A 13,076-nucleotide genomic window follows, 5' to 3' on the forward strand; every position below is an offset into this window, starting at 1 on the left:
TATCACATCTGGATTCATGGAGACTTCGTCAAATTGCAGACATAAAAAAACCGCCCGGAGGCGGTTTCAAACAAGAAGAGGTTTACTTCATTTTACTCTCAACGAAAGCCAGAATTTCTTCCATCAAGCTGTCGTCTACTTTCTTCAAGTTAAGAGCAAGGTTGTTACCTTTACGGCTGTAGCTTGCACGACCTTTAACTAAATCGACTTTTTCTGCTTTCTTAGCCGGCTTCGCAGGCGCTAATTCTGCAATCCAACTTTCGATGCTTTCTGTCACTTCTTTAGTCAGACGAGCCACACCTTGAGCTGTACTGCGCTGCCACAAATAACCTTCCGACGTACGACACTTATCCAACAAGTTTTGTTGTTGTTCGCCGTTCAATGTCGAAAACTGCTTATGCAGCTTAACAATTGTTGGACGACCTAAATCACCAACATTCGGGTAAGCTTGCAGAAGTTCAAGTGGAAGTGCCGCAGCTTTTAATGCGCCACTTACCAATGCTTCACTACACTGGAACATTTTTGCTAGTGCTTTTTGGTCTTCAGCTTCACCACTTTCAAGCTTCGCCTGCATCTCTTTACCTTTTTCGTATAGAGACAGTGGCTTGTGCGCGTTTGCTACATCAGAAAGGAATTTCGCGTGGTCTGTGTTGATGCCGTCACCAACGTAAACCAAGAAATCCTGACCTGCTAAGATACAAGACATACGACGGCGGCTACCGTCTAATACTTCAATCTTACCATCTTCTGTGCGACGACCAACCGCTGGATACTGTTGACCACGTTCTTTCAACGTCACCAACACATCTGATAAAGCGTGTTCGTTTAGGAAAGATTGCTCACGAGCGTTCTCTGCAAATACGCTCGTATCTGTCGCCACTTTATCCGCAGGAATGCGCACCAATTCAAACTGAACGGTGTTCTCGCCAGCTACAGCAAGTTCGATAGTTTGTGCTTTGTCTTTTGCCGCCGTTTGCGCTTCTTGAGGTGTCGCAACACGACGCTTATTGGTTTTACCAAATAATTTCGCGTTTAATTCAGACGTTTTCAATGCCATTTATTCATTACCCCTGATTCAATGACGGCCAGTTAGAGTGCAGTACGCGCTCTAGTTCTAGTGCACTCTTATGTACCGCATCTTGTGCAGTAGCGAGTGTTTTCTTACCACCTTCGAAGTCGCCTACGGTCAAATCAAACACTGTGCTGTAGGTGTCAGCACACGTTTCGAATGCACGACTACGAGGAATAGTGGCCATCATAACTTGGTCACCTAGAAGATAGTTCATTTCAGTTAGAACAGAAACTTGCTTCTTGTTGTCGTCTTCAAACATGGTTGGCATCAGACGAACAAACTCAAGACCGTTCCAATCTTCTGGGAACATCTCGTAAACCGTTGGAAGGTGTTGGAAGAAGTTTACTGTTGAAGCCCAGTCAAGACGCTTCGCTGCACAAGGAATCAATAGCGCGTTTGATGCGTACATTGCGTTCCATACTAGCGGGTCAACGTGTGGACCGGTATCAATCATAATCACGTCGAAGTCATTCGCGATCTTGTCAATCAACTGCTCTTTCAACAGACGAACGATGTCTAGCGACGGATCTTCAGAGAGTGTTTGCCATGCTTCTGCGTTGAACATTGCGTCTTCTGGGAAAGCAGAAATCGACTTTAAGTTCGGGTATTGCGTTGGCAACAGCACGTTCTTGTGAAGAAACTCACGATCGATTTCAACGCCATCTGGCACGTTACCAAGCATGATATCAACCGCTGAATAGATGTTGTCATGCTCTGCCACACTGATTTGTGGGTTCAAGAACAGACGCAGAGAGCCTTGAGGGTCAAGGTCAATCAAACAAATGCGGTAGCGCTTATCTAGATTTAGAGCCAGACATGCGGCTAAGTGAACCGCTGTCATCGATTTACCCGTACCACCCTTTTGGTTTTGTACGTTGATGATCCACGGTTTGTTTTCAGAATTCTTTTTGCGTTCATGGAATTTAGGCACTTCTGCCGCATCCATTAGCATGTGCGCTTCTTCAAGCGTGATTGAATAATGGTTGGCATTATTCTTTGTAAATTGATGACCTTCCGCTTCCATCTTACCGATAGCATCATCCAGCTTACGGCGAGTCAAACCTGAGCGGGTTTCCATCATTGCCTTAGACATTGGTGGGAAGTAGTTGTCACTACGCTCTTCCAAAACAATCTCAATACGGTCAGCTTGAACTTGTTGCGTCAGTTCTGCTAATTCCTGGAGATTTTCAATCGTTGTTTCTCTTTTCATGCCAAATTCCGTTGGAAGGATATCTGCATTTAATTGTACAGCACTGCAATCCAAAAACAACAAAAAGGTGAACATGCATTTTGAATAACCATCACATAAAAAACACTCACAAACGCCTGTTTTATGATTTCACCTTAAAAACATCACAAAATTTAATCAAATCTATGCCAATAAAGTGCTTCAAACTTTGCGAGAATAAAAATGTCACACTGTCACGTATTTACAATGTAAATCTACAATTTTCCGGAACGATTATAGAAAGACGCTAAATTACGGATAGTGTGAGATGAATCTATTGTTTAACGATGAATGAGCGTTTTTAATTAAAAACACGAGAAGCGACTACCTTGATCATGCATCCAGTATGTTTATTCATGTAAAACAGCGATACTGAACGGAAGAATGATCAAGGAAGCATCATGATCATTCTTCCGTCGAGAGCAGCAAATACGAAAGCATGATCAAGGAAATTATGTGTCCCAGTACATTGCACATCGATTTTTCAATGCGATCAATTTATCGGAAAAATGATCAAGTGAATTTCAGCCTCGGAAGCATGCTTTTTCACGGCCAATTTACGGATGAATGCAGATAGACTGGGGGATAGAGGCCAAATCAAAGATAAAAACGTGGAACGATGAAAATAAACCGAAAACAAAATGTAGAACGCGATATCATGATCATGCTTCCGTTAGTTTCGGGATAATACAGAGAAACAAGGCGTGCGATGTAAAATTGGACAAGGTTTCAGCATTTGCGCAAATAGTATTCACAAGCCGCGACAGAACGATGAAAAACGACGCTCTTGATCATTGTTCCAAAGGTAAAACCCCACTGCTTTACCGCAAACGAAGACAAAGTTTTCCAAGGTGTTCCTTTATTTCTGTGGATAAGTTGTACAAACATCATGATCATCGTTTCATGACCTTTTTGATCATCTTTTCAGAAACTTAATGATCATGCTTACGGCGCTTTGTGATCATGCTTTCTGACTTTTGTTGATCATCGTTTCGGAATAATCATGATCATAGTTCCGAATCGCTGCCTTAAAATATCCATTTAAAACATAAACTTACGTCGTCAAAAATCTCCAGATCATTAGATCATATAATCAATTAAGATCAGATTAATCAAAAAGATCAGTTATTTAAAAAACAAAGATTTTTTCTTTATTTATGATCTGTTTTTCTTTATTCTTCGGAACCATAGCAAAACTACGGCTAGTGTGATCTGGATCTAAAATGACGGCTGATGAAAAAATTCTGATTAAAGCGCCAAGAAGCCATAAGGATGGGCACCTTTTTGAGGTACACGAATCTTCTGCAGATTGGGTAGAACAATACCAACACTTCAAAGGGGTCACCAAGAGCATCTTAGAGTTGCTTAATCTGATCTCCTTACGAGGATTCAACAGTAAAGACGGTTTGGTCTCCACAACAGAAATTGTGGCAGCAACTGACGGTCAACTAACCAGAGCCGCATTACAACAACGCTTACGTGCTGCCGTTAACATTGGTTTGTTTACTCAAACACCAGTGCGCTTTGAAGAAGGCCTTGCTGGCAAAACCATGTTGCACAAGTTCGTTAACCCTAACCAGTTAATCTCTACCTTGGGTGCCACCAGCTTAGTCACAGAAAAAGTTCGTCAGAGCGAAAAGCAAAAACGTTCTAAGGCCTTGGCACAAACCCAAGTGAACAAGCGCCTGTTGAATGAGCATGGTCTGAATACCCCACCGATGATGAAGGATGAAGCGGATCAATTTGTCGTTTCACCAACTAACTGGGCAGGGATCATCGACCAAGCTTTAGCGCCACCACGCACTCGTAAGAGCTACCAAAAATCCATGGTGTCGATCTCTGGCACCAAAGCTGTGATTGAAACACGATCGTCGAAAAACATCATGACAGTGGACGATCTGATGACGCTGTTTGCTCTGTTTACACTGACCGTGCAATACCATGATCATCACAAAGATCAGTACCACATGGATGCGGCGCATGTGCCGAATAAAACCCCGTTGTACATCACGGATATCCTGTCATTGCGTGGCAAGAAAGACAGCGGCCCGGCACGTGATTCAATCCGTGACAGTATTGATCGAATCGAATTTACCGATTTCCAATTGCATGAGCTAACTGGCCGTTGGCTAAGTGAAAACATGCCAGAAGGCTTCAAGAGTGATCGTTTCCGTTTCATTGCGAGAACCATTACCGCATCGGAAGAAGCGCCAACAGAAGGTGCTGACGGCGAGATTCGCATTAAGCCGAACTTGTACATCCTAGTCTGGGAACCTTCGTTCTACGAAGAACTGCTGACGCGTGATTATTTCTTCTTGTTCCCGCCAGAAATTCTGAAACAGCACACCTTGGTGTTCCAGCTGTATTCGTTCTTCCGTAGTCGCATGGTGCGCAAACACACCGATTGCATGTTGCTGAGTGAGTTGAACCAAAAACTGGCACGCAACATCGAATGGCGTCGTTTCTCAATGGATCTGATCCGTGAGTTGAAGCGCCTGTCTGACGGCAAAGGAACGGAAGATCTTTTTGTCGTGAACTTATGGGGCTATCACTTAACGATCGAGACTATGATCGAAAATGGCAAAGTGATGGACTACCAAGTCGACATCAAATGCGATGTGGAAGAGGTATTGCGCTACTCTCGCGCTCGTACGACCAACGCAGGAAAGCGCAACATGGCGCCTACGCTGCCAAACCCACTTCGTAATGAGATGGTTACGAGGCAGCAGCTAGACGAGCTCTCAGGCATCATAGACGGCGAATTTGAGCCTATTCAGCGCAAAGCTCCCTCTCCACGTGGCAATTTGGGTCGTCGAGTGAAACAGAAAAAACACCTGGTCGAGATCAACGCGGACGAGATAACCATTACTCTATCTAAATATACCTCTCCAGAGGCCCTAGAACGCAGTATAACGGCTTTATCGGCAATGACAGGGCATTCCTATGCCTCAATCAAAGAAGAGTGTTCTGAGTTCATTGACAAGCTTGATTACCTGCGAGTAGGGGACGCCCCTCTGCCATACGAGACATTGAGCAAGACTGTGGAGCTGTTTAACGGCCAAAATGACGTGAAACATCTGACCATCGAGCGCTTGATCGCGGGTTTGGCTGTTCGCCGAAAAGTGTGTCGTCAGATTTTTGAAGGTCACATGGATGAGATGGTATTCAGAGCGCTTGATGAAATGGCGATTTAATATGAATCACGTCGATGCTTTTCGAGTGATAAGCGTGACGAATTGATTCAGAATGTAACAATGAATTGCACTGATGGAAATCAGACCTAACTCTTACAAATCACTGACATTGCGGTTCCGAGGGCAGACTAAGATTTATCCCGAATAGACAACCTTTTGTCCTTTCTGATGATTAATAGATTGGCTCATATTGTTACATTCATTCTGAATAGACTTCGCGAGTTTCTCCTCAAGAAACTCGCTTTTTTTTATCTAAAATTCCTGTCCTGTGCATCTGTGCTTAAACTGACAAGTCCCAGTCTGTTACCTTGATCATCTTTCCGAATCAATGACGTAACCCTTGATCATGCTTCCTAGTTTCATTCCAATTCAACGATCGCATCAACGCAACGTGTGACTCGATCAAGCTACTCGCTTGTTGCTGCCATTCAGTTTGATCGTGTTGCTGATTACAAAACTCCAACGCCAAAACGGTCAAGTGTTGTAAGCGTTTGAGACACCAATCCTTGATAAGAATATCGGTCATTGGTTGGCAAGCCGATTGTTCGAGCTTCGCACCCGTGTATTGGAGGATTTGGAAGGCTTTTTGATGGTCTTGATGCCTAGCGTGTTGAAAAACTCTTAGGCAGCCATCTAGCCAGCAAGCGATCGCTTTACTCTGTTCGTCCGTCAGTTCTGGACCAAACACAGCGACAGGCGCTTGGTATAAGATCGCTTCTAAGCTTTCTACTTGATCATGCTTCCGATTGTCGTACCAGTCTGATAGTTGATCTTGCCAGGTCATCAAATCCATTAGGCTGCCTCAGTCCATTGTTTTACAAAGTGATTTGGTCCGATTTGATCATAATCTTCGACCACAACGCTGCTGCGACTGCGGATCTCATCGGCATCTATTGAATAGTTTGGTTCACTTTCCACTAGGTTGCCAAATGGCAGATCAGGATCCGGTACCGCAGAGATCAATAACTTAGTGTATGGGTGCTGTGGATTCTTTAAGATCGCTTGGGTATCTCCCCATTCGACGATCTGCCCTTTGTACATCACAGCCGTTTCTTCAGCGATGTAATGCGCGGTTGCAAGGTCGTGAGTGATGTATAGGAACCCGATCCCCAGTTCTTGCTTCATACGTTGCATCAGATTGAGTACGCCTAAACGAATCGATACATCCAGCATCGACGTCGGTTCATCAGCGAGGATAAGTTGTGAGCCTACCGCTAGAGCGCGCGCCAGATTAACGCGTTGACGCTGGCCACCGCTGAGTTCGTGAGGGAACTTGTTCAGCGTTTCCTCTGGCAGCTCAACCAAATCCAGCAGCTCTAGCAGTTTGGCTGGGATTTCTTTGTCACTTTTCACCTGCTTATGAATCTTCAGGGGGCGAGTTAAGTGATGGCGAATAGTATGGGTTGGGTTTAAAGAGCCAAACGGGTCTTGGAACACCATTTGAACCTTACTGCGGTAATCCTGAATCTCACCACGAGCAGTGATGTCGTTGATGTTTTTGCCATTGAAAAGGATCTCACCATCGCTGGCTGGATAGACCTTGGTAATTAATCGCGCGCAGGTGCTCTTGCCGCAACCTGATTCGCCCACCAGCGCGAGGGTTTTGCCTGCATAAAGATCAAAGCTAACGCCCTGAAGCGCACGGAAGGTTTCTTCTTTGGCGAAGCCACCACCGACTTTGAATTCCTTGATCACGTTTTTCATTTGGATGATCGGTTCACTCATGCTGGTGCTCCTTCCGTTTGTGGCTGTTTATGTACATCGTGAATATTCGGGAACGAAGCCCAAAGCTTTTGGGTATATTCGTGTTGAGGATGATTGCGGATTTCGTATGAGCTATTCACTTCAACAATCTTGCCGTGGCGCATGATGGCAATGCGGTCGCACAATTGGCTCATGAGCGCTAAATCGTGGGTAATAAAGAGCACTGAGAAACCAAACTCGTCACGTAACTGATAGATTTGCTGCAAGATTTCACGTTGAACCACCACATCGAGCGCCGTGGTTGGCTCGTCCATGATGATCAATTTGGGATTGAGGGATAGGGCAATCGCAATCACTAAACGCTGACGCATGCCGCCGGAGAACTGGTGTGGGTATTCTCCCAGACGATTTCTCGGAATGTTGACTAAGTCGAGAAGCTTCTCTGCGCGGTCTTTAGCTTGCTCGTTGGTTAATCCTTTGTGGTGGCGTAATACGTCGGCAAATTGCTCCTGAACGGTGAGAACCGGATTCAGCGAGTTCATGGCGCTTTGGAACACCATTGCAATCTCGCTCCAGCGTAGCGTATTTAGCTCATTATCAGGTAGACGAAGGATGTCTTTGCCTTCAAATAGAATTTGCCCACCAGAGATAAACGCGGGCGGCTTGTGCAGACGGTTGATAGAGAAAGCAATGGTACTTTTACCACAGCCTGATTCACCCGCAAGACCAAATATTTCGCCTTTACCAATATCAAAGCTCACCGATTTCACAGCATTGAAGTCGCCGTTGTCGGTGATGTAATCCACACATAACTCTCTGATCTGAATGACAGGATCAGAGTGATATGCCTGATTCAGGTTTAGTTCACTCATCATTACACCTTACCAATACAAAAGATAATTATTATCATTATCAGGTGTGTAAGGTTTGCGAAAGGCAAAACCGTCTAATCAGTGAAGTGACTCGAAAGTTGAGTGTAATAAAAAGAATTTTTTCCGTTATGGAAGTGTGAATTTACGAGGGAAAAATGAGAGCTGGATCAGCTCACTTTTCGTAGGGGGAATTCTTCAAATTTAATCGCTAAAAACGCGCTTTGCAAAAACTAAATGATGAATCTATTAACGAGTTAGTGAAAGGTCGAAAGGGGTCACATTTCCCCACAGTTTTTCTTACCTCTGCATTGGGGGTTTGCTATAGATTACTCATCGAAAACATGGTGTGTTCGGAGGAAATATGTCCATTAATTCTATCGACCATGAAGAGATGAGCAACATCGCTCACAAATGGGAACTCCCTGAAGAAGAAACCGTTGTGAGACCAGAGAAAACCGTGAAATCTGCCGAAGCAAGACGTCGTATTGAAGCTCTTCGTGAGATCCGCGAAAGCGGCTTGAGCATCGAAGAAGCAAGGGAGCTTGGCTTAATTCACTAATTCTCGCACTGCGGAATTAAACCATGGGGTGGTCATAAGACTGCCCTTTTCATTTTTATGATTTACAACCAGTTATTTGACTTTCTCTCCCTGCGTTACTAAAGCTTATATCAATAGCAATATGCTTTTTGTTGACTATTGAACAGCAACGTCAGGAGAACGATTATGGTTGATCAGATCCTTTTCTATGAACCCGATGAATCCCACGGTTTCCTCTCCAACTTTTGCCAAGCGCAAATAAGAGTTTCTACCCAATCTTGGCCCACCAGCGAACACTATTACCAAGCGCAAAAATTCAACGACCGCGCACTACAAAATAAAATCCTCACCGCAAAAAGCCCCGACGAAGCCTTTGCTTTAAGCCGCAAATATCAACATCTCGTCCGTGAAGATTGGGACGACGACAAACTCTCCGTAATGGCGTTTATCGTCCGTGAGAAGTTTCTGCAAAACCCTCTGCTTGCCCAACAGCTGATGGAAACGGGGAATGCCTGTTTGACCGAACATTCGCATAAAGATGCCTTTTGGGGCGATGGTGGTGACGGCTCGGGTGAAAACCATTTAGGGGAGATTTTGATGAATGTACGTGCTGAGCTGAAACACGTCGAGGCATATAACTTGGTGCGCTTTGTCGATAAAGCCAAACTGCCAACCCAATGGGGCACGTTTATCATGCATGGTTTTATCGAGAACGCGACGGGAAAAGAACATCTGGCTTTGGTGTATGGTGACCCTGCAAATAGTAAAGCGCCGCTGATTCGTCTGCATTCAGAATGTTTAACCGGTGATGCCTTGTTTAGCACTCGTTGTGATTGTGGTTTCCAGCTTAACCGTGCATTACAAAATATTGTCGAAGAAGGTTGTGGCGTACTGCTCTATTTGCGCCAAGAGGGGAGGGGAATTGGCTTAATCAATAAGATTCGTGCCTATCACTTACAAGATGAAGGTGCAGACACTGTCGAAGCCAATGAGCGCCTGGGTTTTGCTGCTGATATGCGTGATTACGCGTTTTGTAAGGGGATGCTCGACCACCTGAATATTGATCAAGTGCGTTTGATGACCAACAACCCACGCAAGCTTGCAGCGCTGAAGAAGGTGAACATCAACGTGGTTGAGCGGGTGCCACTACAAGAAGGCAATAACCCAAATAACCAACACTACCTACAAACCAAAGCCAATAAGCTTGGCCACATGTTCGACCCCAAATTTGTCGAACAAGATTAAGCGCTCGAACAAGATTAATCGCAGATACGAGATAAAGATGAAACCGCCAGCTTATCTAATCTGGCGGTTTTTTCATGATTGGTTAGGTATGAACGGTTAGATGTATTTTTTGATGATGTTGTCGATTTGCCCCGAACTTTTGAGCTCTGCTAGGCGCTTATTGATGAAGCTCTGCACTTTCGGATTCATCTCCGGAGAGAAAGCCAGATAGATGGAGTAATCTGGAATGACAGAGCTGAAAGATTGGATCTGGAAGTCTCCCATTGGCAGCTCTAAACGTTTGATGTTGTACACCACACGCGATTCCATCTCGACAAACGCGGTATCACCAGGAGTGCGTTGTAGGACGCGGTAAGCGGCGTCATAGTCTTTCACGCGCATTTCATTGACGGTGCCGTTTTCAAAGAACGGACTCAAGTTTGGATAATCAAAGCCAAGCAACAGTACGATAGAGCGGCCTTGCATATGCTGCATATCGCTGAATTTGAATGGCGCTTTACTGCTCGAGACCAGTACGTGTTTTACAGTGTAAATAGGTTGTTCAGAGAGGTTTTCTGATTGCACCTTGCCCCAATTCGGACTGCCATAAGTAACCCAATTCTCTTCGCCGCCCGCTTCAAGTACTGAAATCATGCGCTTAAATGGGTAAGTGTGGTATTTCACCTCATAATCGGATTCGGCAAAGATGGCACTGACGATGTCAGTCACAATTCCGGAATGTTGTTCACCTTGTTGTTCTATTTGGAATGGTCGAGCTTGCTCAGAGATAACGTAGTAGTTCACTTCGCTCGCCATGGTGTGTGCGCTTAAGGCCATAAAACTAAAGCCTAATGTACGTAAGAGTCCTTTCATCCTAACCTCGATTATTGTCGTGACGTGACTATATTTATAGTAGCGCATGTTTAAGGGAGCGATTTCATATGGAGACAAAAGAGCGAACTCAACGTCGGTTTAGTATCGGCAACCAGCTGATGCTGGCGATTTTTGCGTTGAGTTTAATCTTTACCGTGATCATTTCTTCCATCAGTTTGTACCGTGACTTCAACGATGATCTCGCTCGCTTGGATAAAGAGCTGGAACAGGTGAAAACCAGCTACCTTTCTAGTTTTTCTGCCAGTCTTTGGGTGGAAGATAGAGAGTTGCTGCACACCCAAGCAGAAGGGGCGATGCGCTTACCCTCAGTGGATTACCTAAGAATCGCGACGCCGGATGAAGTGATCTTCGAATTAGGCTCGGCCTTGACGGAAGATCGGATCGAGCGTCAATGGCCTTTGCAGTACGACATGGGCACAAAAACCTTTGATCTTGCCGAAGTAACGGTGCAATCAGATCTCAGCCCGATCTATCAAGGATTATGGCAAACCTTCTTTTTTCTTGTGATCGCGGAAGCGATCAAGATCTTCTTGCTCATCATCGGTGTTCTCTGGGTGACGTTTCGTTTGATGGTCAAGCCACTTCAATTGCTTTCAGGTGCGGTGAGTGATTTTAGCGGCGGCCATGTACCGAGCAAAGTGCAGCTCCCCAAGCGTTGGTTTTTCGATGAAGTGAGTTTATTAGAACGTAAATACAACCGAAGTGTTGAGCGTGTCAGTGAGCACCAATTAGAAATCGAAGAAGCACGTGATAAAGCTGAAGTGGCAAACCGTAAGAAGAGTGAATTTCTTGCCACCATGAGCCATGAAATTCGTACGCCGATGAATGGGATTATCGGCATTGCTTCCTTACTCGGTGATACCAAGCTAGATGAACAGCAAAAAGACTTTGTTTCCATCATCAACAGCTCTTCCAACTCACTGATGGTCATCATCGACGACATTCTCGATTTCTCTAAAATTGAAGCGGGTAAAATTGAGCTTGAGACAGCCACTTATAATCTGCTCGATCTACTGCATGAAGTTGGCAGATTGCACACCGTTAAAGCTCAGCAAAAAGGCTTACAGTTGGTTTGCGATATCGACGCTCAACTCCCTTCAGAAGTGGAAGGTGACGTGGGTAGGCTCAAACAAGTGCTGAGTAACTTACTCAGTAATGCCGTCAAGTTCACCGAGCGTGGCCATGTTAAGTTGATGGTGTCACAAGTGAGCCGAGAAGATGACGTCGCCAGCGTACATTTCCGTGTGGTCGATTCGGGTATTGGTATCGCAAAAGAGAACCAGCAAGCGGTGTTTGAGAAGTTTCAGCAAGCCGATGGCAGCACCACGCGTAAATACGGCGGCACTGGTTTAGGCTTAGCGATTTGCAGCAGCTTGGTCGAAGTGATGGGCGGCGAGATCCGTCTGACCAGTGAGCCGGGGCTTGGCAGTTGTTTTGAATTTACTATTCCACTCAATATCGTCAGTGATACACCAATTGCGCCAAGTACACCGAACGTGCTTGATTTTCGTAACGGTGAAGACTGCGCGCCAAAAAGCCTTAAACCAACCAAAGACGAGGGCAAACCTTGGATTCTGGTGGTAGAAGACACCGCGGTAAACCAAAAAGTCGTGCGCATTATGTTGGAAAAACTCGGTATGCAGGTGAATGTGGCAGAACACGGTGAAGAGGCGCTCCAACAGTGCCAAGAACATCAATTCGATTTGATATTGATGGACTGTCAAATGCCAGTGATGGATGGGTTTGTTGCTACTGAAAACATTCGCAAGATGGGCGAGTGGGGTCTGCAAGTGCCGATCATAGCGTTGAGCGCCAATGTGATTAAAGAAGATCAACAGCGTTGTTTTGATGTTGGTATGAATGAGTTTGTTGCCAAACCGGTTACCAAGGAGCGTTTGCAGCAAATTTTTGAGCAATATCTTCCTGATTCATTGCAAACCCGATCGAATCCCAAGGAAGCAACTTGAAATTGATCAAGGAAAGTGCGTTTCACTTCTTAAAAGTCAAATCTGTGTGCTATAGTGCGCGGCTAGTATTTATTAAAGTACCTTGAGGCTGTGAATGTCGTTCAATCTATCCCTGTTGCCGCCTGACGAGAAAAACAAAATCGAACTTGATAAGCAAGCATCGTTTTTGGTTTGGAAGCTTAAAGAAGCGAAATCTGGTCCTGAAGCGATAGAAGAAGAGTTGTCTAAGATTAACGACGCTGATGAGAAAGTGTTTTTTCAACAGGCAATCGATAAGTACAAACGAGTAATGGGTGTCGCATAAAGCGAGCGTGGCTCTGGTGTAAACCGTAGCGGCGAATGAGGTTTCCTCCCCATTCCTTTGCAAGGTGAAAGGTAAAATC

11 protein-coding genes are annotated in these 13,076 nt (G+C 45.0%); 5 read left to right on the plus strand and 6 right to left on the minus strand.

Annotated elements, in window-relative coordinates; genetic code table 11:
* Positions 1-82 precede the first annotated feature (82 nt).
* A complete protein-coding gene (locus A9237_RS26205; protein WP_012130357.1) occupies positions 83-1,057 on the minus strand; it encodes a ParB/RepB/Spo0J family partition protein in 975 nt (324 codons plus the stop codon).
* A 7-nt stretch (positions 1,058-1,064) separates the two neighbouring features.
* Positions 1,065-2,282 carry an AAA family ATPase gene (locus A9237_RS26210; protein ID WP_005428912.1) on the minus strand — a complete coding sequence of 406 codons (1,218 nt, stop codon included), beginning with the start codon at positions 2,280-2,282 and terminating at the stop codon, positions 1,065-1,067.
* Between the two features lie 1,241 nt (positions 2,283-3,523).
* On the opposite strand from A9237_RS26210, the gene A9237_RS26220 reads away from it, so the two are divergent.
* Positions 3,524-5,494 (plus strand): replication initiator protein RctB domain-containing protein, encoded by a 1,971-nt coding sequence (locus A9237_RS26220; protein ID WP_078610154.1) that lies wholly within the window; start codon positions 3,524-3,526, stop codon positions 5,492-5,494.
* A 325-nt stretch (positions 5,495-5,819) separates the two neighbouring features.
* Here the strand turns inward: A9237_RS26220 and A9237_RS26225 are convergent, their stop codons facing one another.
* Genes A9237_RS26225 through A9237_RS26235 form a run of 3 tightly spaced genes read right to left on the minus strand, consistent with a single transcriptional unit; the run spans position 5,820 to position 8,070 of the window.
* Complete coding sequence (locus tag A9237_RS26225; protein ID WP_009706694.1) at positions 5,820-6,287, minus strand: hypothetical protein; 468 nt, start codon at positions 6,285-6,287, stop codon at positions 5,820-5,822.
* Positions 6,287-7,219 (minus strand): ATP-binding cassette domain-containing protein, encoded by a 933-nt coding sequence (locus A9237_RS26230; RefSeq protein WP_045484484.1) that lies wholly within the window; start codon positions 7,217-7,219, stop codon positions 6,287-6,289. The genes A9237_RS26225 and A9237_RS26230 overlap by 1 nt, the downstream gene beginning before the upstream one ends.
* Positions 7,216-8,070, minus strand: a complete 855-nt coding sequence (locus A9237_RS26235; RefSeq protein ID WP_009706696.1) for an ABC transporter ATP-binding protein — start codon at positions 8,068-8,070, stop codon at positions 7,216-7,218. The genes A9237_RS26230 and A9237_RS26235 overlap by 4 nt, the downstream gene beginning before the upstream one ends.
* 361 nt (positions 8,071-8,431) lie before the next feature.
* Here A9237_RS26235 and A9237_RS26240 point away from each other — a divergent pair, with 361 nt between their 5' ends.
* The gene (locus A9237_RS26240; protein ID WP_009706697.1) at positions 8,432-8,629 is read left to right on the plus strand and encodes a PA3496 family putative envelope integrity protein; all 198 of its coding nucleotides are present in this window, start codon (positions 8,432-8,434) and stop codon (positions 8,627-8,629) included.
* A 165-nt stretch (positions 8,630-8,794) separates the two neighbouring features.
* A complete protein-coding gene (ribA, locus tag A9237_RS26245) occupies positions 8,795-9,853 on the plus strand; it encodes a GTP cyclohydrolase II (protein WP_078610155.1) in 1,059 nt (352 codons plus the stop codon).
* A gap of 96 nt (positions 9,854-9,949) precedes the next feature.
* On the opposite strand, the gene A9237_RS26250 is transcribed toward ribA, so the two are convergent.
* Positions 9,950-10,705 carry a substrate-binding periplasmic protein gene (locus tag A9237_RS26250; RefSeq protein ID WP_032802822.1) on the minus strand — a complete coding sequence of 252 codons (756 nt, stop codon included), beginning with the start codon at positions 10,703-10,705 and terminating at the stop codon, positions 9,950-9,952.
* A 68-nt stretch (positions 10,706-10,773) separates the two neighbouring features.
* Here A9237_RS26250 and A9237_RS26255 point away from each other — a divergent pair, with 68 nt between their 5' ends.
* Together A9237_RS26255 and A9237_RS26260 are read left to right on the plus strand one after the other, a co-directional pair.
* The gene (locus A9237_RS26255; RefSeq protein ID WP_078610156.1) at positions 10,774-12,693 is read left to right on the plus strand and encodes an ATP-binding protein; all 1,920 of its coding nucleotides are present in this window, start codon (positions 10,774-10,776) and stop codon (positions 12,691-12,693) included.
* A 94-nt stretch (positions 12,694-12,787) separates the two neighbouring features.
* Positions 12,788-12,997, plus strand: a complete 210-nt coding sequence (locus tag A9237_RS26260) for a DUF3283 family protein (RefSeq protein WP_005435877.1) — start codon at positions 12,788-12,790, stop codon at positions 12,995-12,997.
* Positions 12,998-13,076: the final 79 nt, after the last annotated feature.

The organism is Vibrio owensii (assembly GCF_002021755.1).
Taxonomy (GTDB): Bacteria; Pseudomonadota; Gammaproteobacteria; order Enterobacterales; family Vibrionaceae; genus Vibrio; species Vibrio owensii.

What these genes read in the sequence shown, in the direction of transcription:
- A9237_RS26225 (WP_009706694.1), bottom strand. Translation starts at nt 6,287, where the DNA reads ATGGATTTGATGACCTGGCAAGATCAACTATCAGACTGGTACGACAAT.
- A9237_RS26260 (WP_005435877.1), top strand. Translation starts at nt 12,788, where the DNA reads ATGTCGTTCAATCTATCCCTGTTGCCGCCTGACGAGAAAAACAAAATC.
- A9237_RS26220 (WP_078610154.1), top strand. Translation starts at nt 3,524, where the DNA reads ATGACGGCTGATGAAAAAATTCTGATTAAAGCGCCAAGAAGCCATAAG.
- A9237_RS26235 (WP_009706696.1), bottom strand. Translation starts at nt 8,070, where the DNA reads ATGAGTGAACTAAACCTGAATCAGGCATATCACTCTGATCCTGTCATT.
- ribA (WP_078610155.1), top strand. Translation starts at nt 8,795, where the DNA reads ATGGTTGATCAGATCCTTTTCTATGAACCCGATGAATCCCACGGTTTC.
- A9237_RS26205 (WP_012130357.1), bottom strand. Translation starts at nt 1,057, where the DNA reads ATGGCATTGAAAACGTCTGAATTAAACGCGAAATTATTTGGTAAAACC.
- A9237_RS26230 (WP_045484484.1), bottom strand. Translation starts at nt 7,219, where the DNA reads ATGAGTGAACCGATCATCCAAATGAAAAACGTGATCAAGGAATTCAAA.
- A9237_RS26255 (WP_078610156.1), top strand. Translation starts at nt 10,774, where the DNA reads ATGGAGACAAAAGAGCGAACTCAACGTCGGTTTAGTATCGGCAACCAG.
- A9237_RS26210 (WP_005428912.1), bottom strand. Translation starts at nt 2,282, where the DNA reads ATGAAAAGAGAAACAACGATTGAAAATCTCCAGGAATTAGCAGAACTG.
- A9237_RS26250 (WP_032802822.1), bottom strand. Translation starts at nt 10,705, where the DNA reads ATGAAAGGACTCTTACGTACATTAGGCTTTAGTTTTATGGCCTTAAGC.
- A9237_RS26240 (WP_009706697.1), top strand. Translation starts at nt 8,432, where the DNA reads ATGTCCATTAATTCTATCGACCATGAAGAGATGAGCAACATCGCTCAC.